The 21205-nt window shown below is 39.9% G+C and carries 23 protein-coding genes and 1 pseudogene; 23 read left to right on the top strand and 1 reads right to left on the bottom strand.

Features of this window, described 5'->3' with window-relative positions; all coding sequences use genetic code 11:
• The first annotated feature begins 205 nt into the window (after positions 1–205).
• Genes aroQ through efp form a run of 3 tightly spaced genes read left to right on the top strand, consistent with a single transcriptional unit; the run spans position 206 to position 2295 of the window.
• Positions 206–637, top strand: coding sequence for a type II 3-dehydroquinate dehydratase (gene aroQ, locus F7732_RS07010; protein ID WP_151573206.1), 432 nt, complete (start codon positions 206–208; stop codon positions 635–637).
• 13 nt (positions 638–650) lie between these two features.
• Entirely contained in the window at positions 651–1715 is a 1065-nt protein-coding gene (locus F7732_RS07005; RefSeq protein ID WP_151573205.1) for a M24 family metallopeptidase, read from the top strand.
• 22 nt (positions 1716–1737) lie between these two features.
• Positions 1738–2295, top strand: coding sequence for an elongation factor P (gene efp / locus F7732_RS07000; RefSeq protein WP_151573204.1), 558 nt, complete (start codon positions 1738–1740; stop codon positions 2293–2295).
• Between the two features lie 54 nt (positions 2296–2349).
• Here the strand turns inward: efp and F7732_RS06995 are convergent, their stop codons facing one another.
• The gene (locus F7732_RS06995) at positions 2350–3018 is read right to left on the bottom strand and encodes an SIMPL domain-containing protein (protein ID WP_161598840.1); all 669 of its coding nucleotides are present in this window, start codon (positions 3016–3018) and stop codon (positions 2350–2352) included.
• A 292-nt stretch (positions 3019–3310) separates the two neighbouring features.
• On the opposite strand from F7732_RS06995, the gene spoIIIAA reads away from it, so the two are divergent.
• The 20 genes and pseudogenes from spoIIIAA to spoIVB all read left to right on the top strand — a co-directional run bounded on the left by spoIIIAA (position 3311) and on the right by spoIVB (position 21065).
• Positions 3311–4243 (top strand): stage III sporulation protein AA, encoded by a 933-nt coding sequence (gene spoIIIAA, locus F7732_RS06990; RefSeq protein WP_151573202.1) that lies wholly within the window; start codon positions 3311–3313, stop codon positions 4241–4243.
• Positions 4237–4752, top strand: coding sequence for a stage III sporulation protein SpoIIIAB (gene spoIIIAB, locus F7732_RS06985; RefSeq protein WP_066443755.1), 516 nt, complete (start codon positions 4237–4239; stop codon positions 4750–4752). The genes spoIIIAA and spoIIIAB overlap by 7 nt, the downstream gene beginning before the upstream one ends.
• A 57-nt stretch (positions 4753–4809) precedes the next feature.
• A complete protein-coding gene (gene spoIIIAC / locus F7732_RS06980; protein WP_009332905.1) occupies positions 4810–5016 on the top strand; it encodes a stage III sporulation protein AC in 207 nt (68 codons plus the stop codon).
• A 14-nt stretch (positions 5017–5030) separates the two neighbouring features.
• Positions 5031–5420 carry a stage III sporulation protein AD gene (spoIIIAD, locus tag F7732_RS06975; RefSeq protein WP_240056581.1) on the top strand — a complete coding sequence of 130 codons (390 nt, stop codon included), beginning with the start codon at positions 5031–5033 and terminating at the stop codon, positions 5418–5420.
• Positions 5421–5480: 60 nt separating this feature from the next.
• Positions 5481–6680, top strand: a complete 1200-nt coding sequence (gene spoIIIAE, locus F7732_RS06970; protein ID WP_151573201.1) for a stage III sporulation protein AE — start codon at positions 5481–5483, stop codon at positions 6678–6680.
• 11 nt (positions 6681–6691) lie between these two features.
• On the top strand, positions 6692–7303 hold the full coding sequence (gene spoIIIAF, locus F7732_RS06965; protein ID WP_151573200.1) for a stage III sporulation protein AF: 612 nt from the start codon (positions 6692–6694) through the stop codon (positions 7301–7303).
• 6 nt (positions 7304–7309) lie between these two features.
• Positions 7310–7966, top strand: a complete 657-nt coding sequence (spoIIIAG, locus tag F7732_RS06960) for a stage III sporulation protein AG (protein ID WP_151573199.1) — start codon at positions 7310–7312, stop codon at positions 7964–7966.
• 15 nt (positions 7967–7981) lie between these two features.
• A complete protein-coding gene (locus F7732_RS06955) occupies positions 7982–8551 on the top strand; it encodes a SpoIIIAH-like family protein (protein ID WP_151573198.1) in 570 nt (189 codons plus the stop codon).
• A 268-nt stretch (positions 8552–8819) separates the two neighbouring features.
• Entirely contained in the window at positions 8820–9323 is a 504-nt protein-coding gene (gene accB, locus F7732_RS06950) for an acetyl-CoA carboxylase biotin carboxyl carrier protein (RefSeq protein ID WP_151573197.1), read from the top strand.
• 23 nt (positions 9324–9346) lie between these two features.
• The gene (gene accC / locus F7732_RS06945; protein WP_151573678.1) at positions 9347–10705 is read left to right on the top strand and encodes an acetyl-CoA carboxylase biotin carboxylase subunit; all 1359 of its coding nucleotides are present in this window, start codon (positions 9347–9349) and stop codon (positions 10703–10705) included.
• Positions 10706–10721: 16 nt separating this feature from the next.
• Positions 10722–11129: an Asp23/Gls24 family envelope stress response protein gene (locus tag F7732_RS06940; protein ID WP_151573196.1), complete on the top strand. Its 408-nt coding sequence runs from the start codon at positions 10722–10724 to the stop codon at positions 11127–11129.
• A 196-nt stretch (positions 11130–11325) separates the two neighbouring features.
• A complete protein-coding gene (gene nusB / locus F7732_RS06935) occupies positions 11326–11718 on the top strand; it encodes a transcription antitermination factor NusB (RefSeq protein ID WP_151573195.1) in 393 nt (130 codons plus the stop codon).
• Between the two features lie 116 nt (positions 11719–11834).
• Positions 11835–13184 (top strand): exodeoxyribonuclease VII large subunit, encoded by a 1350-nt coding sequence (xseA, locus tag F7732_RS06930; RefSeq protein WP_151573194.1) that lies wholly within the window; start codon positions 11835–11837, stop codon positions 13182–13184.
• Positions 13181–13414, top strand: coding sequence for an exodeoxyribonuclease VII small subunit (locus tag F7732_RS06925; RefSeq protein WP_066443781.1), 234 nt, complete (start codon positions 13181–13183; stop codon positions 13412–13414). Before xseA ends, F7732_RS06925 begins: the two co-directional genes overlap by 4 nt.
• A 4-nt stretch (positions 13415–13418) precedes the next feature.
• A complete protein-coding gene (locus tag F7732_RS06920) occupies positions 13419–14309 on the top strand; it encodes a polyprenyl synthetase family protein (protein WP_151573193.1) in 891 nt (296 codons plus the stop codon).
• Positions 14310–14472: 163 nt separating this feature from the next.
• Positions 14473–16372: pseudogene (dxs, locus tag F7732_RS06915) on the top strand (1-deoxy-D-xylulose-5-phosphate synthase).
• A complete protein-coding gene (locus tag F7732_RS06910) occupies positions 16369–17214 on the top strand; it encodes a TlyA family RNA methyltransferase (protein WP_151573192.1) in 846 nt (281 codons plus the stop codon). The pseudogene dxs and the gene F7732_RS06910 overlap by 4 nt, the downstream one beginning before the upstream one ends.
• A gap of 284 nt (positions 17215–17498) precedes the next feature.
• Positions 17499–17948, top strand: coding sequence for a transcriptional regulator AhrC/ArgR (ahrC, locus tag F7732_RS06905; protein ID WP_066443788.1), 450 nt, complete (start codon positions 17499–17501; stop codon positions 17946–17948).
• Positions 17949–17964: 16 nt separating this feature from the next.
• On the top strand, positions 17965–19653 hold the full coding sequence (recN, locus tag F7732_RS06900) for a DNA repair protein RecN (RefSeq protein ID WP_151573191.1): 1689 nt from the start codon (positions 17965–17967) through the stop codon (positions 19651–19653).
• A 122-nt stretch (positions 19654–19775) separates the two neighbouring features.
• Positions 19776–21065 (top strand): SpoIVB peptidase, encoded by a 1290-nt coding sequence (gene spoIVB, locus F7732_RS06895; RefSeq protein ID WP_151573190.1) that lies wholly within the window; start codon positions 19776–19778, stop codon positions 21063–21065.
• Positions 21066–21205: the final 140 nt, after the last annotated feature.

Genomic DNA, 21205 nt, shown 5'->3' with positions numbered 1-21205 from the left:
CAGATCAAAATTATAGGCACGTTTTAAATCTGGAGCTAATGCTGTATTTCTTCACCTTTGGTCTCATGCCAACTGGTAGTCTTTCTATTAAAATTCATACCTGTTTTGAACATTCTTTCGTGTCTCAAACTTTCTTTTTTATTCAATTGCCATAATTGTGATAAAATAAGAGTGTTGTATAAATTGTTTGGCAGAGGTGTGGGGAATGAAAAAAATTCTGTTGCTGAATGGCCCGAATCTGAATATGCTCGGGAAAAGAGAACCTGGCATTTATGGTGCTGTCACTCTTTTGCAGATCGAAGAGCAAATGAAAGAAGCTGCAGCAAAGCATGGAGCCGAGCTTTCTGCATTTCAGTCCAATCATGAGGGAGCTTTAATTGATAAGCTGCAGGAAGCAAACGCCTCTGATTGTACAGGCATTATTTTTAACCCTGGTGCTTATACCCATTATAGCTATGCCCTTAGGGATGCTATTGCAGGAATACAAGTTCCTGTTATCGAAGTACATATATCAAATATCCATGCAAGAGAATCTTTTCGCCATACGTCTGTGCTTGCACCTGTTTGTAAGGGACAGATTACTGGCTTAGGGATAAAAGGCTATAAGCTGGCCCTTCTTGCATTATTGGATTTATAAAGGAGAGAGAAACATGGGGAAAAAAATTGAAAAATTGCGTTCAAAGTTTACTGAATTAGGCATTGATGGAATGCTGATTACGAGTTCGTATAATCGCCGTTACATGTCTGGTTTTACTGGAAGTGCTGGTGTGGTTTTAATAAGTGAGGAAAAATCACTTTTTATCACTGATTTCCGTTATGTTGAACAAGCAGGCAAGCAATGCGAGGGCTATGAAATTGTTCAGCATACTGGCGTGATTCCTGCTGAGGTAGAAGAACAGGTGAAAAAGCTGGGCATAACAAAGCTTGGATTTGAACAGGACTATGTATCATTTGCCAGCTTTAAAACGTATGAAAAAGCTGTTTCAGCCGAACTTGTACCGATTTCCGGTGTTATTGAAAAGTTGCGCTTGATTAAGGATGCATCTGAGATTAAGATATTAAAGGAAGCTGCGAAGATCGCGGATGATGCTTTTTCGCATATATTAAACTTCATTAAGCCAGGCAAAACGGAAATTGAGGTTTCGAATGAGCTGGAATTCTTTATGAGAAAAGCTGGTGCTACTTCTTCGTCATTTGATATTATTGTTGCGTCAGGATACCGTTCAGCTTATCCGCATGGTGTGGCAAGTGATAAAGTCATTGAAAGTGGTGATTTTGTCACAATGGATTTTGGTGCACTGTATAACGGTTATATTTCAGATATCACTCGTACAGTTGCTGTTGGACAGCCGTCAGATCAGCTTGCAGAAATCTATAACGTGGTTTTAGAAGCACAATTAAAAGGAATGAATGGAATTAAACCAGGTCTTACTGGAAAACAAGCTGATGCCTTAACTCGTGATCATATTACTGAAAAAGGCTTTGGCGAATACTTTGGACATTCAACAGGTCATGGAATCGGTCTTGAAGTGCATGAAGGCCCAGGGCTTTCCAGTAAATCAGAAGTTGTTCTAGAGCCAGGCATGGTCGTAACAGTAGAACCAGGAATTTACATTCCAGGCGTAGGCGGCGTTCGTATTGAAGATGATACGATTATTACAGCTGATCATAATGAATCGCTTACTCATTCTAAAAAAGAATTAATTATTTTGTAATGAAAATTGGAGGATTTTTTGCATGATTTCAGTAAATGACTTTCGTACAGGATTGACAATTGAAGTAGATAACGGCATTTGGCGCGTACTGGATTTCCAGCATGTTAAGCCAGGGAAAGGTGCTGCTTTTGTTCGTTCAAAGCTTAGAAACCTGCGTACAGGTGCAATCCAGGAAAAAACATTCCGTGGAGGAGAAAAAGTAGCAAAAGCGCAAATTGATAACCGTAAAATGCAATATTTATATGCAAATGGTGATCAGCATGTATTCATGGACAATGAATCATATGAGCAGATCGAACTTCCTGCAACTTCAATTGAGTACGAATTGAAGTTTTTGAAAGAGAACATGGAAATTCATATTATGTTGTTCCAAGGCGAATCTCTTGGAATTGAACTGCCAAATACAGTTGAGCTTGTTGTAACTGAAACAGAGCCGGGCATTAAAGGGGATACTGCTTCAGGCGGTACAAAGCCAGCAATTATGGAGACTGGTTTAAGTGTTCAAGTGCCATTCTTCATTAACGAAGGCGACAAACTGATCATTAATACGACTGATAGTTCTTACGTATCTCGTGCATAATCAATAGCATCAGACAAAAATCCCGAGGGTTATTTGCCCCTCGGGATTTTCTGTTTATGAATAATAAGAAAACTCTGCAATTATACTGCTTTTTATTGTTAGTTCTCCCGGCTGAATTGGAACTGCTTCCGCTTTAGCCATTAGAGCCGTACTGCTGAAAGGGGTTATTCCATCAGTATGAAATTGTTCTGAGACACGCAGCGGTGTTTTATTCAATTGAACACCCATGCTTCTGGCAATAGCTTCTGCTTTTTCAAGAGCATTAAATACGGCAATTGATAGTGCTTGCTGCTTATAGGCATTTGGGGGTGAAGAAGTAAACAGAATGCTGTTCACTAAATTTGCCCCATTCTGTACAGCTGTATCAACAACCTCTCCTGTTTTTTCTAATTCCTTTACTGTAATCTGCAGTAGATGTTCAACTTGATAGCCCCGCAGAACTTGTGTACCCTCATGATAGTCATAAACAGGGAACACTTGATAACTTGCCGTTTGAATCTGTTCCTCAGGAATGCCTTGTTCTCTTAGCCCTTTTATAATTCTTGTCACCTTAGATGTGCTGAGAGCTTGAGCCTCATTTAGTGTCTTCTGTTCCTCTCTCACGCCCAGCTGGATTTGCGCCTCGGTCGGCTGTATTTTCCATTCTCCCACGCCGACAACCGTTATTCGTTTCTTTGAAGCAGAATGTCCAGTTTCCCGATAAAATGATTGACCGTATACCATTCTCTCTCTCCTCCACTTGTGATTATTGTTGGTCTTATCTATTTTATTCAGGGAGATGTCTTCGTTTCCCTTTAATGAATATCTTCTAATTCGTAATATTTCTTCCTCTGCTTGAGTCACAGCATTGCTCATAAGAAGGAATGCCACGGTTAAAATTGCATGAACACTGCCTCTCCTTAATATCCACCTAAAAAAATTCAAACAAGGTCATAAAGTCCATTCCCAAGCATACATTTTAAGTAATGAAAGCTAGTCCAATAGCTGTTGAATTTTTAAAGGGAGGCACTGCGTTTTGGAAAACATTCTAGCCTATTTGCCAAATAACATTTCAGATCATTGCAAGCATATTCCTCCAGATCATCTATCACAGCTTGAAGAAATACGTGTTCGAATTCATCGTCCGCTGGAATTGACTTGGAAAGGTGAGACAAGCTTCTTGCCCTATATCGCTACACATGATGATGCTGTTCAGCTTTTAAATAAAATCAGTCACCATTCGATCTACACATTAGAAGAAGAGTTGAAGAGAGGCTTTATTACGATCGAAGGCGGTCATCGCATTGGTCTAGCCGGAAAAGTCATCCTTGAAGGAGGGAAGGTGAAAGCCATAAGAGATATTTCCTCTTTCAATATTCGAATTGCCAAAGAACAGCTTGGCATAGCAGAAAAATTAATTCCTTTTATTTATAACGGCGGCTGGCAGCATTCAATGATTATCGGTCCGCCGCAAACCGGAAAAACAACCCTGCTCCGTGATATTGCAAGGATCATTTCAAGCGGAGATCCTTCGGGGCGGTTTCAAGCTCAAAAAGTCGGGATTGTTGATGAAAGATCTGAGATTGCCGGGAGTGTAAACGGTATTCCAGAAATGACATTTGGACACCGTCTTGATGTTCTCGATGGCTGTCCAAAGGCCGAGGGTATGATGATGATGATCCGGTCCATGAGTCCAGACGTATTAATCGTGGATGAAATAGGATCTCATGAAGATAAAGAAGCGATCATGGAAGCTGTAAATGCTGGAATTAAGCTGATTATGACTACACATGGCACCTCTTTTAAAGAAATCAGGCAGCGTCCTACCTTAGCCCCGATCATAGAAGCAGGCATATTTGAGCGATTTATTGAACTGGATCGTAAGCATGGACCGGGCGGTATTAAGGCAATTAGAGATGGACAAGGTCTGCTTGTGACATCTGAAAAGCTGGCGATGACAAAATGGTAAAGGTCATCGGTGCCATTTTAATCATACTTGCTACCTCGTGGATCGGCTTTGAAGCCTCAAGGCATCTAAGTGAAAGGCCTCGGCAGCTGAGACAGCTAAAATCAGCTTTGCAGTCGCTGGATGCAGAAATCATGTATGGCCATACGCCTCTGCATGAAGCGGCAAGAAGGCTATCCGCGCAGCTATCTAATCCATTGGCTTCATTTTTCTCGTCATTTTCTAATAGGTTAACAGAGACAGAGACGACGGTTAGAGACGCGTGGGAGGATAGCTTAAAAGAGATCTGGAGCAAGACGGCATTAAAGCAAGGGGAATTTGAGATTATGAAACAGTTTGGTGAAACGCTGGGCAGACATGATCGCATTTCTCAGCAAAAGCAGATCATGCTTGCGCTTGCTCATTTGGAAAGAGAAGTCAATGATGCACATGAAAAACAGGCGAAATATGAAAGAATGGCCAAAAGCTTTGGATTTCTTTCTGGTCTGCTCATTATCATCTTATTAATATAATATTCTTCAAATCAATCTAAATGAACCAAGAGGGCGAGACCTTAGGAGGAGTAAATAATGGGCTTGGAAGTTGATATTATTTTTAAAATTGCTGGTGTAGGAATTGTCGTTGCCTTTCTTCATACTATTCTTGATCAAGTTGGCAAGAAGGAATATGCGCAGTGGGTTACATTATTTGGTTTTATCTATATTTTGTTTATGGTTGCCTCTATCGTCGATAACCTATTTCAAAAAATTAAATCGGTCTTTTTATTCCAGGGCTAAGGGAGGCGGCTGCCATTGAAATTCTTCAAATAGTCGGTCTCGGTCTTGTTGCAACGTTTTTAGTTCTGGTTGTAAAAGAGCAAAAGCCCAATTTTGCTTTTTTTATCGTTATGTTTGCCGGCTGCGCCATTTTTTTATTTTTAATCGACCAAGTACATGCCATCATCATGATGATTGAAAAGATTGCTGTAAATGCAAACGTTAATATGGTTTACCTGGAAACGATTTTAAAAATCATCGGCATTGCTTATATTGCAGAGTTTGCTTCACAAATGACAAAGGATGCCGGCCAGGGAGCGATCGCCAGCAAAATTGAACTGGCAGGAAAAATATTAATATTAGCCATGGCTATTCCGATTTTAACAGTCTTAATCGAAACAATTGTTCAGATGATCCCTAATTAGTTTGAAGCACTGCACCAATAGACGCAGCAATAGTCGTAATTCCTTTAAAGAGGTGTCCATATGAAGCACTATATCCGGAACGTGCTGATGTTAAGTATTTTTGCTTTTTTCCTATTCATTCCGAGTGTACAAGCCTCCCCGCAGACAGATAATGCCGAAGCAGCCATTCATGCTGAAGACTTGCTTGACAGCCAAATAGAATCCTTGAATCTTGATGAATTAAAGACCTTCTGGGAAGAAATCAGCACCACATACGGAGGCTTCCTGCCAGAAAGTCAAAAAGGAAGTTTATATGAATTTATTAAAGGGGACAAGCAGTTTTCCTTTCAGGAATGGGCTAAAGGGGCTCTAAAGTTTGCTTTTCATGAATTAATTGTCAATGGAAAGTTGCTCGGAACTTTAATTCTGTTAACGGTTTTTAGCATGTTTCTGCAATCTCTGCAGAACGCTTTTGAACAAAGTACGATCAGCAAGGTTGCTTATGCAATAGTGTTCATGGTTCTGATGATTATTGCGTTAAACAGCTTTCACGTTGCCATGCAATATACACAAGATGCCATTAGCACAATGATTTCATTCATAATGGCTCTGATTCCCTTGCTTTTGGCACTGATTGCTACATCAGGAGGAATTGTATCAGCCGCTTTTTTCCATCCCGTTATTCTCTTTCTAATGAATATAAGCGGATTGCTCATTCAGTATGTGATTTTGCCGCTTTTGTTATTATCAGCCATTTTAAGCATTGTCAGTGCTTTATCCAATCAATATAAAGTAACGCAGCTGGCTAATTTATTGCGTAATTGGAGCATTGGTCTGCTCGGTCTGTTTTTAACTGTTTTTTTAGGTGTTATTTCTGTACAGGGGGCATCTTCAGCAGTGACAGATGGCATTACGATCAAAACGGCCAAGTTTATCACTGGAAACTTTATCCCGGTTATTGGTCGGATGTTTACAGATGCAACAGATACAGTGATTAGTGCTTCTGTCCTTTTGAAAAATACAGTCGGTATTGCAGGAGTAGCGATTTTAATTATTATTGCAGCATTTCCGGCAATCAAAATTTTAATGATCGCCTTCATTTATAAATTTGCTGCAGCCATTCTCCAGCCCCTTGGCGGCGGACCAATCATCACTTGTCTGGATATTATCAGCAAAAGTGTCATTTATGTATTTGCAGCATTGGCGGTTGTTTCTTTAATGTTTTTCCTTAGTTTAACCGTTATCATTGCCGCAGGAAATTTAACGATGATGATCCGGTAAGGAGGCAGAAGATGGACTTTATTAAAGAGTGGATTACAAATATTATCCTATTTATTCTCATTGCAACAGTCATAGATATGCTGCTGCCGAATACAAAGCTGCAGAAATATACGAAGATGGTCACCGGATTGCTATTAATTGCGATAATTCTTACTCCAATCCTGCAATTTATATCAAAGGATTTTGAACAAGCATTTGCTGATGTGCCCTCCTTTCAGGCTGTAAATGAAAATAATATGGAAAATTCGATAGAAATGAAAAAAAAAGAAATACAAGCCTCACATGATGCATATATTTTAGAAAACATGGCTGTCCAACTGAAAATGGACGCAGAGGAGGAGTTGATGGCACAATACGGGCTGCAAATCGCTCATATCGAAATAATATCTGATGAAAAGGATGAAAACGACATTCCCGTCCTGCAGCAGCTGATTGTACAGCTGGAGCAGGCACAAGAGGAAAGCGAAGCAGTTGAAGCGGTAGAACCGGTTGATATCAATACCGGAAAACCACTGCCTTCACGTACGGAGAATCAAAACTCTGATCGTATTGCCTCACTCCTTTCCGAATCATGGGATGTAGATGGAAAAATAATCGAAGTATTGGTGGAAGGGGGGGCATAAACAGCAATGGACAAAGATAAAGGGCCCATATCGTTGTTGAAAAAATGGCTCTCAAAGGAAAATCAGCCTGATAAAAAGCCTGGGAAATACCATTATCTACTGCTTGTTCTCCTTTTTGGAGCTGCCATCATGCTGGTAAGCAATATGTTTTTCAGTGAAGAAGAGTCAACCTCAGAGCTTCCGGTGTTTAATAACAGTGAAGAAGATAGCAGCAAAGAAGATGTAGCCACATTTGGCCAGAAGCAGGGAGAAAGTACAGGCGCTATAACGGACTATGAAAAGATGTATGAATCACAAATAAAAGAAGCGCTGGACACCATTGCAGGAGTTGACGATGTATCAGTTGTCGTCAATGTGGATGCAACAGAGAAAAAAGTGCTTGAAAAAAATAGAACAAGCCAAACTCAAACAACAGACGAAACGGATCGTGAAGGCGGAAAGAGGGTTGTTGAAGATACTTCTAAAGAAGAACAGCTCGTCATCATCCGTGAAGGAGAAAAAGAGGTTCCTATTGTGATAGAAACGAAGAAACCAGCCATCAGAGGGGTCTTAATCGTTGCCAAAGGAGCTGAAAATATCCAAGTGAAAAAAATGATTATCGAAGCAGTAACAAGAGCACTTGATGTGCCTAGCCATAGAGTATCTGTAATGCCTAAAAAATAAGAGGAGGAATCATAGATGTTATTAAAAAAACAAACGGTTTGGTTATTAACAATGTTAAGTTTAGTGGTGGTATTATCGGTGTATTACATTACGTCTCCAGAACAAGGAAGCCAGGATTTAGCAGGAATTGAAGAAGCAGAAAATGCGGAAGAAAATGCAGAAGAAACAGGAACTGCTGAAGAAGAAGCTGAGATGCAGGAGGAAAATGCAGATGCAACTGTTTCAACAGTAGAATCAGATGAAATGTTTGTTCAGCTGCGCTTGGACTTAGATGACCAAAGAAGCAAAGAGAAAGAGGCATTAACAGCGGTAGTTGCTTCAAGTGAAGCTACAACTGCCCAAATCAGTGAAGCGAAGGATCAGATTGAGCAATTGAATGAAATTGCCACCAAAGAACACACATTAGAAATGCTAATCAAATCCATGAACTATGAAGATGTGCTCGTCCGTGCTGAGGGTGAAGAAGTAAGAATTACTGTAAAAGCTGAAGAACATTCTAAATCAGCAGCAAATGAAATTATCCGTGCAGCGAAGAATGAAATTGAAAATCTAGGAGCAGTAGCAGTTGAGTTTCAAGTAAAATAAAATGACTTAAAAGCAGCTGGCGGTCGCGTCAGCTGCTTTTTGTTTAAGAGAGAAAAGGCAAATTTAAACCGTATTCACCATAAATTAAGGAATTTACAAACACCAAAGGAATCATGATCGAAAATAGAGAAAATAATAAGAGAACAATAATACAGTTGAATTAACATAAGGTCTTATCGTATGATTATAGTAGCTAGTCATAAATTATGCACTTCTTCTTTAAGCTTTTGATTGAAGTGAAGTGCCAAGTGAACAAGGGGTGCATTAAATGTTAAAAGTAGAAGAAATTCGCGAATTAATTAAGCTTGTTGACGATTCAACGATTGATGAGTTTGTATATGAGCATGAAGGCTCCAAAATAAAAATGAAGAAAAATACATCCGAAACGATTGTGTCTGCCGAGTCTTTCAAACCAATTGCGCAAGCGCCGCAAGTACATACTCAGCCAACTGTACAGCCTGCAGCTGCTGTTGAAGCACAGCCTGCTAAAGAAGCTGAACAGCATAGCGCGTCAGCAGGCAATGAAGGAAACCTTCATAAAATCGTTTCTCCAATGGTTGGTACATTCTATCAATCCTCTTCACCAGAAGCTGGTCCATATGTAAGTGCCGGCAGCAAAGTGTATAAAGAAACGATTGTATGTATCGTTGAAGCAATGAAGTTATTTAATGAAATCGAAGCAGAAGTTAATGGTGAAATTGTTGAGATTCTTGTAAAAGACGGACAGTTAGTAGAATACGGTCAGCCATTATTTTTAGTGAAGCCTGAGTAAGGGGTGCTGACAGGATGAATACAATGATTAAAAAGTTATTAATTGCCAATAGAGGAGAAATTGCGGTTCGGATTATTCGCGCCTGCAGAGAAATGGGCATTGAGTCTGTTGCTGTATATTCAGAGGCAGATAAGGATGCATTGCATGTACAGCTTGCAGATGAAGCGTACTGTATTGGACCGACACTGTCTAAAGACAGCTATTTAAACTTTACAAATATTATCAGTGTGGCTAAGCTGACGGATTGTGACGCAATTCATCCGGGCTATGGATTTTTAGCAGAAAATGCCGACTTTGCTGAACTCTGCCGAGAGTGCAACATTATATTTGTAGGACCAACACCAGAAGCCATTTCAAAAATGGGCACAAAGGATATTGCCCGTGAAACGATGAAAGAAGCTGGGGTTCCTATTGTCCCGGGATCAAACGGGATCATTAAAGATGAAGAAGATGCGAAAGCCCTGGCTAATCAAATTGAATATCCAGTGATCATTAAGGCAACTGCCGGCGGCGGAGGAAAAGGGATTCGTGTCGCTAAAAATGAGCAGGAGCTTATTAAAGGAATTACGATCACCCAGCAGGAGGCACTCACAGCTTTCGGTAATCCTGGTGTTTATATTGAGAAATACATTGAGGACTTCCGTCATGTGGAGATCCAGGTGCTTGCTGACTCACATGGAAATACTGTTCACTTAGGAGAACGGGATTGCAGCATTCAGAGAAGGCTGCAAAAGCTGCTTGAAGAAACGCCTTCACCTGCATTAGATGGTGAAACCCGTGAAGAGATGGGGAATGCTGCAGTAAAAGCTGCACAGGCAGTTGATTATACTGGAGCGGGAACAATCGAGTTTATTTATGACTATAAAAATAGAAAATTCTATTTTATGGAGATGAATACGCGTATTCAAGTGGAGCATCCCGTAACTGAGATGGTAACAGGTGTGGATTTAATTAAAGAACAAATTAAAGTGGCATCAGGGGAAAAGCTGGCATTTAATCAGGAGGATATCACGTATTCCGGCTGGTCTATTGAATGCAGAATCAATGCAGAGAATCCGGAAAAGAACTTTATGCCTTCAGCTGGAAAAATAGACATGTATCTTCCGCCAGGCGGTTTAGGTGTTCGTGTAGATTCCGCTGCTTACCCTGGTTATGTGATTCCGCCATTTTATGACTCTATGATTGCAAAAGTGATCACTTACGGCGATACTAGAGAAGAGGCAATATCCCGAATGAAGAGAGCACTGAGTGAATTTATTATTGAAGGTGTTCACACAACCATTCCATTCCACTTAAAGCTTTTAAATCATGAACAATTTGTGGAAGGAAATTTTAATACGAAATTTTTGGACATTTATGATGTAATGGGTGGTAAAGAATAATTGGAGGTGCTTTAGATTGAGTGAAAATCAAATGCTGGAAATGAATCAAGAGCATACGGGTTTAGGCAAAGTAGAAATTGCACCAGAGGTGATTGAAGTAATTGCCGGGATTGCAGCAGCAGAGGTTGATGGAGTTGCGCAAATGCGTGGCAACTTTGCAACTGGTGTCGTTGAAAGACTGGGCAAGAAAAATCATGGCAAGGGTGTCAAAGTAGATTTGACTGAAGCTGGCATTAAGGTGGATATTTATTGTTTAATGAAGTTTGGCATATCCATTCCAAATGTCGCTCAAAAGATTCAAGATAACATTCGGCAAGCCCTCCTGAATATGACGGCACTTGAAGCGAGTGAAGTAAATATTCACGTTGTTGGTGTATTATTCGAAAACCAAAAGCAAGAGCCGGAATACGATCAGGAAATGTAAGCTCCCGAAAGCCAAGGACCAATTGTGTCTTTGGCTTTCATTATGTTATTAAACAAATAACGATATGCTAAAAATCATAATCATGGAGAAATTAAGTACATAAGTGCGCATAATGGTGACATATGCTATTATCTTGTTATGTGTTTTTTTCGATGACGCGTAAATTATGTGAAATAAAAGGGGTTAATGATAATAAATGAAAAGAAGAACAGCAAGGGAAAAAGCTTTACAAGCATTATTTCAAATAGATGTTAGCGAAACAGATATAAACGAAGCAATTGAACATGTACTTGATGGAGCCCCTCATGATCAATATTTAACGATGGTTGTTGAAGGAGTTACAAAGTATCGTGATGAAATTGATCAGATGATTCAGAAGCATCTTGAGAAATGGACGATTGAAAGGCTGGCAACTGTTGATCGCAACATTTTAAGAATAGCGATATTTGAATTCAAATATACGGAAGAAGCGGTTCCTGTTAATGTGGTACTTGATGAAGCCATTGAAGTGGCTAAATTATTTGGTGATGACAAATCACCTAAGTTTATTAATGGTGTCTTATCAAAAGTAAAAGCAGATATGCAGTGACACGTATTCTGATATTTGGGGTGTCAGCCATAATGTAAAATGATACTCCAAATATTTGCTTTTGTGGGCTGAATTTGTGCCAGGTGAGGAGATCATTTCTTATGCAGGAGGGTATGATGGGTACAGAGCGTTATTTAACTGTCATTGCATTAACAAGATATATTAAGAGAAAATTTGACAAGGATCCTCATCTCCAAGACGTGTTTGTAAAAGGTGAAATTTCAAATTTTAAACAGCACTCAAGCGGGCACATGTATTTTACGCTAAAGGATGAAAAAGCACGGATTCTAGCTGTCATGTTTTCCCGCTATAATCAAAATATGAAGTTTCAGCCTGAAAATGGGATGAAAGTTCTTATTAGGGGCGATCTGACGGTTTATGAGCAGAGCGGCCAATATCAAATTTACATAAAAGAAATGCAGCCGGACGGAATTGGAGAATTGTATTTAGCTTATGAACAGCTAAAAGAAAAGCTCGAAACAGAAGGCCTATTTTCTCCAAAAACGAAGCAGGATATTCCGAAGTACCCTGAATGTGTAGGAGTCATTACTTCACCTACAGGAGCGGCAGTAAGGGATATTATAACGACAATAAGAAGGCGCTATCCAATTGCAAAAATCATTGTGTATCCTGCCTTGGTTCAAGGAAATCAAGCTGCGCCCTCAATCGTTAACTGTATCAAACAGGCAAATGCAGACGGGCAAGCTGATGTGCTGATTGCTGGAAGAGGCGGCGGTTCGATTGAAGAGCTATGGGCTTTTAATGAGGAGATTGTGGCTCGTGCAATCTATAAGTCAGAGCTTCCGATTATCTCTGCAGTGGGGCATGAGACAGACTTTACCATTGCTGATTTTGTTGCTGATCTTCGGGCTCCAACACCGACAGGTGCAGCAGAATTAGCTGTTCCGCATATAGATGAGCTGGCTGAAAGAATATGGAATCGGCAATCAAGACTTATTAGAACGATGAGAGAAAGCATGTCGCGGCAAAATATCAGACTAACAAGGATTCGTAAATCCTATGCTTTCAGGAATCCTCAAAAATTGTACGAGCAAAAAATAGAGCAAGTTGATAAATATGCTGAACAGCTAAAACGCGGGGCGGAAAAACTGTTTCTTATAAAACAGGAAGAACAAAAGCTCCTCCTTAAAAGGCTAGATCGTGCCAGACCGCAAGAACTGCTGCAGGAAGCAAAACAGCACTATGAAAAATCAAACAAATACTTAACGAGAAATATACAATCGATTATGCAGTCTAAGCAGAAGGACTTTAAACATATCCTATCCTCTTTAGAGGCGATGAGCCCGCTGAAAATTATGGATAGAGGCTATAGTCTCGTGTATTCTGAAAACGGCGAGTTAGCAAAATCGGTAAAGGCAGTAAATGTGAATGACAAGGTGAAAATTCAATTTTCGGATGGGTCGGCAGAGTGTACTGTCGTTGATACGGAGGGGAAATCAATATGACAGCTGATAAAAAGGTAACATTTGAAGAAGCAATGGAACAGCTTGAGGAGATTGTCGAACAGCTTGAAGAAGGCGATGTTCCTCTAGAGGAAGCCATAGACATTTATAAAAAAGGCATGGAGCTTTCTAAGCTATGCCATGATAAGCTGAAAAATGTAGAAGCTCAAATAGCAGAAATGATTACCGAGGATGGGAAGAGAGAGCCATTTGCCATCGCTGAGGAGGAATAGTTTTATGGGGGCAACGTTTAAGGAGTTTTCTAATCAATATAAAGAATTGCTGGAGAGCAATCTTCGGGCAGAAATGCAAACACTGGAAACACCGCAAATTTTAAAGGATGCAATGATCTACTCTTTAGAAGCTGGAGGAAAAAGAATCCGTCCTCTTTTACTTTTTGCCACATTAGCTGCTTTTAATAAAGATCCTAAAATGGGTCTTGAGACAGCTTCAGCAATAGAGATGGTACACACTTATTCGCTTATTCATGATGATTTGCCAAGTATGGATGATGATGACTTGCGCAGAGGTAAGCCAACAAATCATAAAGTTTTCGGAGAAGCGGCCGCTATTCTGGCCGGTGATGCTTTATTAACATACAGCTTTCAGCTAATCTCTACAATTCAATCTGCGCAGACAACTGCAGACACGAAGCTTGCTTTAATTGCTGAATTTGCTAAAGCTGCTGGTGCAGAAGGCATGGTTGGCGGACAAGTTGCCGATATGCAGGGGGAAGAAAAGCAATTAAATCTTGAAGAACTTGAATATATTCATGTACACAAAACAGGGAAGCTGCTTGCTTATAGTGTAATTGCTGGCGCATTGCTTGCTGAAGCAGATGACAGTTTAATTGATAAGCTTAGAGCGTTTTCCTATCACTTAGGACTGGCTTTCCAAATCAGGGATGATATTCTTGATCTCGAAGGCACCGAAGAAATGATTGGGAAACCCGTTGGCAGTGATGAAGATAACCATAAAAGCACTTATCCTTCTCTTTTATCAATGGAAGGAGCAAAAAATGCCCTAGAGGAACACATTAGTGCAGCGAAAAAATATCTAAGAGAAACAGCTCTAAACACAGCTTATCTCGAAGACATTACCGACTTGATTGCTGTAAGAGACAACTAGTATAAAAGTTTCTATTTGGAAATTGAAGCGAAATCATGTAATCTAATGATACTGAATCTATATAAACACTCTGTGGAACTTGTTTATTCAACAAAATGAAAAATGTGAATAGCAGTAGCCCGGATACTGTATGAATAAGATGATGAAAGTGAGTGATCCATACATGGATCTTTTAGACATTAAAGACCCAAAATTCCTAAAAGAACTTTCTATTAAGGAACTCGAGGCGTTAAGCGCAGATATTCGTTCATTCCTTATTGAAAAGCTATCTGTAACAGGAGGGCATATTGGCCCCAACCTGGGAGTAGTTGAATTAACGATTGCCCTGCACAAGTGCTTTGACAGCCCTAAGGACAAATTTCTATGGGATGTTGGACATCAATCGTATGTTCATAAAATTCTTACTGGGCGTGCCGGTCAATTTGATACGTTAAGACAATATAAAGGATTGTGCGGTTTTCCGAAAATGGTTGAAAGTGAGCATGATGTTTGGGAAACAGGACATAGTTCAACTTCACTTTCTGCTGCAATGGGAATGGTCATTGCACGTGACCTGAAAAAGGAAGATTCACACATCATACCTGTCATTGGTGATGGAGCGCTAACAGGCGGAATGGCTCTGGAAGCATTAAATCATATTGGACATGAACAAAAGAATATGATTGTAATCCTAAATGATAATGAAATGTCCATTGCGCCAAACGTGGGAGCGCTTCACAATGTGCTTGGACGTCTGAGAACAGCCGGCAAGTATCATTGGGTTAAAGATGAGCTTGAAATGCTCCTTAAAAAAGTACCTGCTGTTGGCGGGAAATTAGCTTCCACAGCTGAAAGGCTAAAGGATAGCTTAAAATACTTGTTCGTTTCAGGCATGTTTTTTGAAGAGATGGGTTTTACTTATTTAGGTCCAATTGACGGGCATAATTATGAAGAACTGTTTGAAAACTTAAGATATGCCAAGAAAACGGAAGGGCCAGTCCTTTTGCATGTAATTACGAAAAAAGGGAAAGGCTATGACCCGGCTGAAAGTGATACGGTTGGAACATGGCATGGTACAGGTCCATATAAAATCGAGACAGGTGATTTTGTAAAGCCTGTAAATCCTCCTCCGGCATGGAGCAAGCTTGTCAGTGAAACGGTTAGGAAGCTTGCTCGCAAGGATGAAAGAATTGTAGCGATTACGCCTGCAATGCCTGTCGGTTCAAAGCTGGAAGGTTTCGCCAGTGAGTTTCCGGACAGAATGTTTGATGTAGGAATTGCAGAACAGCACGCTGCAACTGTAGCAGCTGGACTGGCTACGCAGAAAATGAAGCCATTTTTAGCGATATACTCAACATTCCTGCAGCGTGCTTATGATCAAGTGCTGCACGATATTTGCCGTCAGAAATTAAATGTATTTATTGGCATTGACCGTGCCGGCTTGGTTGGAGCTGATGGTGAAACACACCAAGGTGTATTTGATATAGCTTTCATGCGTCATTTGCCAAATATGGTATTGATGATGCCGAAAGATGAAAATGAAGGACAGCATATGGTTAATACAGCTCTTACCTATGAAGATGGGCCAATTGCAATGAGATTTCCCCGTGGAAACGGCATTGGAGTACCAATGGACGAAAACTTAAAGCAAATCCCAATTGGCTCTTGGGAAGTTTTAAAGGAGGGAAAAGATGCAGCCATCCTAACGTTTGGAACGACCATTCCGATGGCGATGGAAGCTGCAGTTCTTCTTGAGAAACAAGGCTATTCGATTAAAGTAGTGAATGCACGATTCATTAAGCCGCTTGATGAAAAAATGATGTCCGAGCTATTGGGCAGCAATATGCCTATATTAACTATAGAAGAAGCTGTCCTGCAGGGCGGATTTGGAAGTGCTGTGCTTGAATACGCACATGAACAAGGATTCCATCATGCTGAAATAGACCGTATTGGAATTCCGGATGAGTTCATTGAGCATGGAAGTGTAAATGAACTCTTAAAGGAAATTGGCATGACTACCGATGAAGTAGTGAAGAGATTAGTGATGCTTGCCGGAAAAAAACAAAAAAGGGCTTAACGGATGAAAAATAAAAAAGAGCGTTTAGATATACTTCTTGTGGAAAGAGGTCTTGCGGAAACAAGAGAAAAAGCCAAACGATCAGTAATGGCAGGTCTTGTTTTCAGTAATGAAACCCGGCTCGATAAACCTGGGGAAAAAGTGGACTCAGAGATCCCGCTGATGATTAAAGGCAAAGCGATGCCTTATGTCAGCCGCGGCGGATTAAAGCTTGAAAAAGCATTGCAAGTGTTTGATTTAGATGTGAAAGACAAAATTCTTTTGGATATTGGTGCTTCAACAGGCGGATTCACAGATTGTGCATTGCAAAATGGGGCGGTCATGTCTTATGCCTTGGATGTCGGTTATAACCAGCTCGCATGGAAGCTGCGGCAGGATGAACGGGTACATGTGATGGAGAGAACCAATTTCCGTTATGTGACCCCTGCTGACCTTCCAAAAGGAATGCCTAATTTTGCATCTATTGATGTTTCATTTATTTCTTTGGAACTCATTTTGCCTGTTCTTAAAACTCTCCTTGTTCAGGGCAGTGACGTTGTCGCGCTTATAAAGCCGCAATTTGAGGCTGGCCGTGATCAAGTGGGCAAAAAAGGCATAGTCCGGGATCCGAAAGTACACAATAGTGTCGTTGAAAAAATCATTCAGTTCTCCTTAAATATTGGGTATGATGTTAAGGAATTATCCTTTTCGCCTATAACGGGCGGAGATGGCAACATTGAATTCCTGCTTCATTTGTATTGGTCAGGTGAAAAAGAAGCTGGTCAAAATGACTTAATGACGAATGTAGAAGATGTAGTTAAAACTGCACATGAAGAACTGAAATCTAAGAAGAAGAGTGATGAAGGATAAGCCTTGAGGGGCTTATCCTTTTTCATGCTTTAAAAAATATTGCAAGTTGTAATTTCTAATTAGAGTTAAAGCAAAGAGAAGTTAAGTCTTTTTTCAACTTGCTGTTTGTCCAATCGGCCATTTTTTTATCTTGCAGTCTTGAATAGTTTCCCTTCTTGTTCTTTAATATTATTGTACAATATTGCTAAAATCGGCTAACATATGTAATAAAGGCAATGATCTTTACTTGTACACAATACAGTTTATATATAGAAAAATTTCAAGAATATTGAGGTGGTAGTTTCATGAATAAAGGACAGCGCCATATAAAAATACGGGAAATCATTACCATGAATGATATTGAAACACAGGATGATTTAGTGGATGAATTAAAGAATGCAGGGTATAACGTAACACAGGCAACTGTTTCAAGAGATATTAAAGAACTGCATCTTGTGAAAGTGCCATTGCTAGATGGACGATACAAGTACAGTCTGCCGGCTGATCAGCGCTTTAATCCGCTGCAAAAACTCAAAAGAAACCTAATGGATGCTTTTGTACGAATTGATATGGCAGGACACCTTCTGGTCATGAAAACATTACCGGGAAATGCCATGGCGATCGGTGCCTTAATTGATAATCTAGACTGGGATGAAATTCTCGGCACCATTTGTGGAGATGATACGTGTTTAATTATTTGTAGAACTCCTGAAGACACAGAAGCGATTTCGAATCGCTTTTTAGATATGCTGTAATTTGGGGTGAGGTTACATGTTAAATGAGCTTTGTATAAGAAATTTTGCTATTATTGAAGGCTTGGAAATTTCGTTTGAAAAAGGATTAACCGTTTTATCTGGAGAAACAGGAGCAGGTAAATCAATCATAATTGATGCTATTCACTTGCTGGTTGGAGGCAGGGGTTCGAGTGAATTTGTCAGACACGGGGAAGATAAAGCCGAAATTGAAGGACTCTTTCTCCTCGATGACAAAAATCATCCCAGCTACAAAAAAGCAGCCGAATTTGGGATTGACATTGACGATGGCATGGTTGTTTTGCGCCGTGATATATCTAAATCCGGCAAAAGTGTGTGCCGTGTAAACGGTAAGCTTGTGACGATTTCCACATTAAGAGAATTCGGAAGTGCATTAATTGATATACATGGACAGCATGAGCATCAGGAGCTTATGGACGAATCCTTGCATTTGAACTTGCTGGATCAATTTGGCGGAGAAAAAATCCGAGCAGCCATTCATGAATATGAGGACATCTACCACTCATATGAGGAAACAAATAAAAGACTAAAAAGTCTGAATGAAAATGAGCAGCAGATGGCCCATCGCCTGGATTTAATTCAATTTCAATTAGAAGAAATTCAATCAGCGAATTTAAAATTAAATGAAGATGAAGAATTGCTTGAAGAGAAAAGGAAACTGACCAATTTTGAAAGCATTTACGACGCCATGCAGACTGGCTACAATGCACTGCAGGGAGAACAAAGAGGAATTGACTGGCTGAGTCTTGCTGTCAGCAATTTGGAGACTGCTGCTGAACTGGAGCCGAAATACAAAGAGTTAGCAGAATCTGTTTCAAGCAGTTTTTATCAAATGGAAGATGCGGTCAGAACCATTCGCAATGAATTGGATTATCTGGAATTTGATCCGGGACGGCTCAATGAAATTGAGGAAAGATTAAATGAAATTCATCAACTAAAGAGGAAATATGGCAAAAGTGTCCTTGATATTTTAGAATATGCCTCTAAAATTGAAGAAGAAATTGAAACGCTCCTCAATAAAGAAACACATATTGATCAGCTCGAAAAACAAGCTGCCATGCTTAAAAAAGACCTCTTAGTGGAAGCGGAAGAACTAAGTAAACTGCGAAAAAATGCAGCTGTCCAGCTAACAAAATTAATTCATAAGGAATTAAAAGAGTTATATATGGAAAAGACTGTATTTGAGGTTGTTTTTTCAAGTGAAGAAGACCGATTTTATAAAAATGGCATAGATGAAGCTGAATTTTATATATCAACAAATCCTGGCGAGCCTTTAAAGCCGCTTTCGAAAATTGCTTCAGGCGGAGAACTTTCGCGGATTATGCTGGCATTAAAAAGCATCTTCTCCAAACATCAGGGCGTTACTTCGATCATTTTTGATGAGGTGGATACCGGTGTAAGCGGAAGGGTCGCTCAATCGATTGCAGAAAAGATCCATCATGTTGCAATTGGCTCACAGGTGCTCTGCATATCCCATCTTCCACAAGTGGCGGCGATGGCAGATACACATCTCTTTATTGCGAAAAATACAAAAAATGGACGAACCAAAACAACGGTAAAGCCTTTAACTGATGAAGAGAAGGTAAAAGAAATTGGAAGAATGATTTCAGGTGTTGAAATTACGGATTTAACGAAGGAACATGCCAAGGAATTACTGAAGCTGGCCCGTCAAATTAAAATACCATGAAAAGCTATCCAAAGGTGGGTAGCTTTTTTTATCGGCTTGGAGGTTATAAATGCAAGTGAAGCAGGCAAAATTATAGATGTAGCCATTTCGTGTTGGACTAGAAGCGAGGAGAGTGAATTAAATTGTCATATGATGTTTTGCGAAAAATAGTTGGTGGAATTCTCCTTGTTTCATTAATTGCAATTGGTTTCTCTAAACCCTTTCAGGAGTATATTCAAATTCCAAAAAGCATCACCATGTTTGAAGGAGATCAATTGGAATTTTCAAAAGCAAGACCTGTATCCGGAACATTGGCACAGCCAAAGAATAGTGTCTCCATTGAGCAGAGTACTGATTCAATCGCTATAAATGGGCTGGAAAACGGCAAAAATGAAATGCTGCTTGAACTTGCAGGCTTTCCGGTTAAAAAAGTTGATGTTAACGTCTTAAAGGATTTTAAAGTAATACCTGGCGGCCAATCCATCGGTGTCAAACTCAATACGGTAGGCGTATTAGTTGTCGGACATCACCAAGTTAACACAAGCAATGGCAAAACTTCTCCAGGCGAACTCGCAGGAATTAAGGTTGGAGATATTATCACTGAAATTAATGGCAAAACGATTGAAAAAATGGCTGATGTAGCTCCATTTGTTCAAGAAGCCGGTAAGTCGGGCAACCCTTTGCAGATCATTGTAACCAGAGAAGATGGTAAGGTAAAAACACAATTAACTCCTCTTAAAGAAGAAAATGAAGAATTGTATAAGCTGGGCCTTTATATAAGAGATTCAGCAGCAGGAATTGGAACAATGACATTCTTTCATCCTCAATCAAAAAAATATGGCGCACTTGGCCATGTCATATCAGATATGGATACGAAAAAGCCAATTGTAGTTGATGATGGCCAGATTGTTCGATCAACGGTCACATCCATTGAAAAAGGAAGCAATGGAAATCCTGGTGAAAAGCTGGCCAGATTTTCCTCAGATAAAGAAGTAATTGGTAACATTGTCAGAAATAGTCCATTTGGCATCTTTGGTGAACTGAATCGCGGCATTAAAAATGGCATTATGGATAAGCCGATGCCAATTGCTTTATCACACCAAGTAAAAGAAGGACCTGCTAAAATTCTGACGGTTGTTGAAAATGATGAAGTGAAACTTTTTGATATTGAGATCGTTAGCACCATTCCGCAGAAATTTCCAGCTACAAAGGGTATGGTCATTAAGGTTGTTGATGACGAACTCTTAAATAAGACAGGCGGAATTGTTCAAGGAATGAGCGGAAGTCCCATTATCCAAAATGATAAAGTAATCGGAGCGGTCACACACGTATTCGTTAATGACCCAACAAGCGGGTATGGTGTTCACATTGAGTGGATGTTAAATGAAGCAGGCATTAACATATACGAACAGCCTGAAGAAAAGGCTTCATAAAAATAACGGGGAATAATCCCCGTTATTTTTATTATTTCATTTATTAAATTTGTTGCTTTTAGGGAATATGCTGTTAGGTGGACGTGTGGACTTCAGTGAGAACATGGAACCGCAAAGGAGAATGGGGTATTTGATTTGAG

The sequence above is a fragment of the Bacillus mesophilum genome (assembly GCF_008923265.1).
In the GTDB taxonomy this organism is placed as follows: Bacteria; Bacillota; Bacilli; order Bacillales; family Cytobacillaceae; genus Cytobacillus; species Cytobacillus mesophilum.
This window is presented reverse-complemented; position numbering and strand designations above follow the sequence as displayed.

Excerpts from the sequence above, each read along its gene's own strand:
- F7732_RS06995 (WP_161598840.1), bottom strand. The coding sequence starts at position 3,018 with ATGGTATACGGTCAATCATTTTATCGGGAAACTGGACATTCTGCTTCA.
- efp (WP_151573204.1), top strand. The coding sequence starts at position 1,738 with ATGATTTCAGTAAATGACTTTCGTACAGGATTGACAATTGAAGTAGAT.
- accC (WP_151573678.1), top strand. The coding sequence starts at position 9,347 with ATGATTAAAAAGTTATTAATTGCCAATAGAGGAGAAATTGCGGTTCGG.
- aroQ (WP_151573206.1), top strand. The coding sequence starts at position 206 with ATGAAAAAAATTCTGTTGCTGAATGGCCCGAATCTGAATATGCTCGGG.
- spoIIIAG (WP_151573199.1), top strand. The coding sequence starts at position 7,310 with ATGGACAAAGATAAAGGGCCCATATCGTTGTTGAAAAAATGGCTCTCA.
- recN (WP_151573191.1), top strand. The coding sequence starts at position 17,965 with ATGTTAAATGAGCTTTGTATAAGAAATTTTGCTATTATTGAAGGCTTG.
- spoIIIAF (WP_151573200.1), top strand. The coding sequence starts at position 6,692 with ATGGACTTTATTAAAGAGTGGATTACAAATATTATCCTATTTATTCTC.
- F7732_RS06920 (WP_151573193.1), top strand. The coding sequence starts at position 13,419 with ATGGGGGCAACGTTTAAGGAGTTTTCTAATCAATATAAAGAATTGCTG.
- F7732_RS07005 (WP_151573205.1), top strand. The coding sequence starts at position 651 with ATGGGGAAAAAAATTGAAAAATTGCGTTCAAAGTTTACTGAATTAGGC.
- F7732_RS06955 (WP_151573198.1), top strand. The coding sequence starts at position 7,982 with ATGTTATTAAAAAAACAAACGGTTTGGTTATTAACAATGTTAAGTTTA.
- ahrC (WP_066443788.1), top strand. The coding sequence starts at position 17,499 with ATGAATAAAGGACAGCGCCATATAAAAATACGGGAAATCATTACCATG.
- spoIIIAB (WP_066443755.1), top strand. The coding sequence starts at position 4,237 with ATGGTAAAGGTCATCGGTGCCATTTTAATCATACTTGCTACCTCGTGG.
- accB (WP_151573197.1), top strand. The coding sequence starts at position 8,820 with ATGTTAAAAGTAGAAGAAATTCGCGAATTAATTAAGCTTGTTGACGAT.
- F7732_RS06910 (WP_151573192.1), top strand. The coding sequence starts at position 16,369 with ATGAAAAATAAAAAAGAGCGTTTAGATATACTTCTTGTGGAAAGAGGT.
- spoIIIAE (WP_151573201.1), top strand. The coding sequence starts at position 5,481 with ATGAAGCACTATATCCGGAACGTGCTGATGTTAAGTATTTTTGCTTTT.
- F7732_RS06925 (WP_066443781.1), top strand. The coding sequence starts at position 13,181 with ATGACAGCTGATAAAAAGGTAACATTTGAAGAAGCAATGGAACAGCTT.
- spoIIIAC (WP_009332905.1), top strand. The coding sequence starts at position 4,810 with ATGGGCTTGGAAGTTGATATTATTTTTAAAATTGCTGGTGTAGGAATT.
- xseA (WP_151573194.1), top strand. The coding sequence starts at position 11,835 with ATGGGTACAGAGCGTTATTTAACTGTCATTGCATTAACAAGATATATT.
- nusB (WP_151573195.1), top strand. The coding sequence starts at position 11,326 with ATGAAAAGAAGAACAGCAAGGGAAAAAGCTTTACAAGCATTATTTCAA.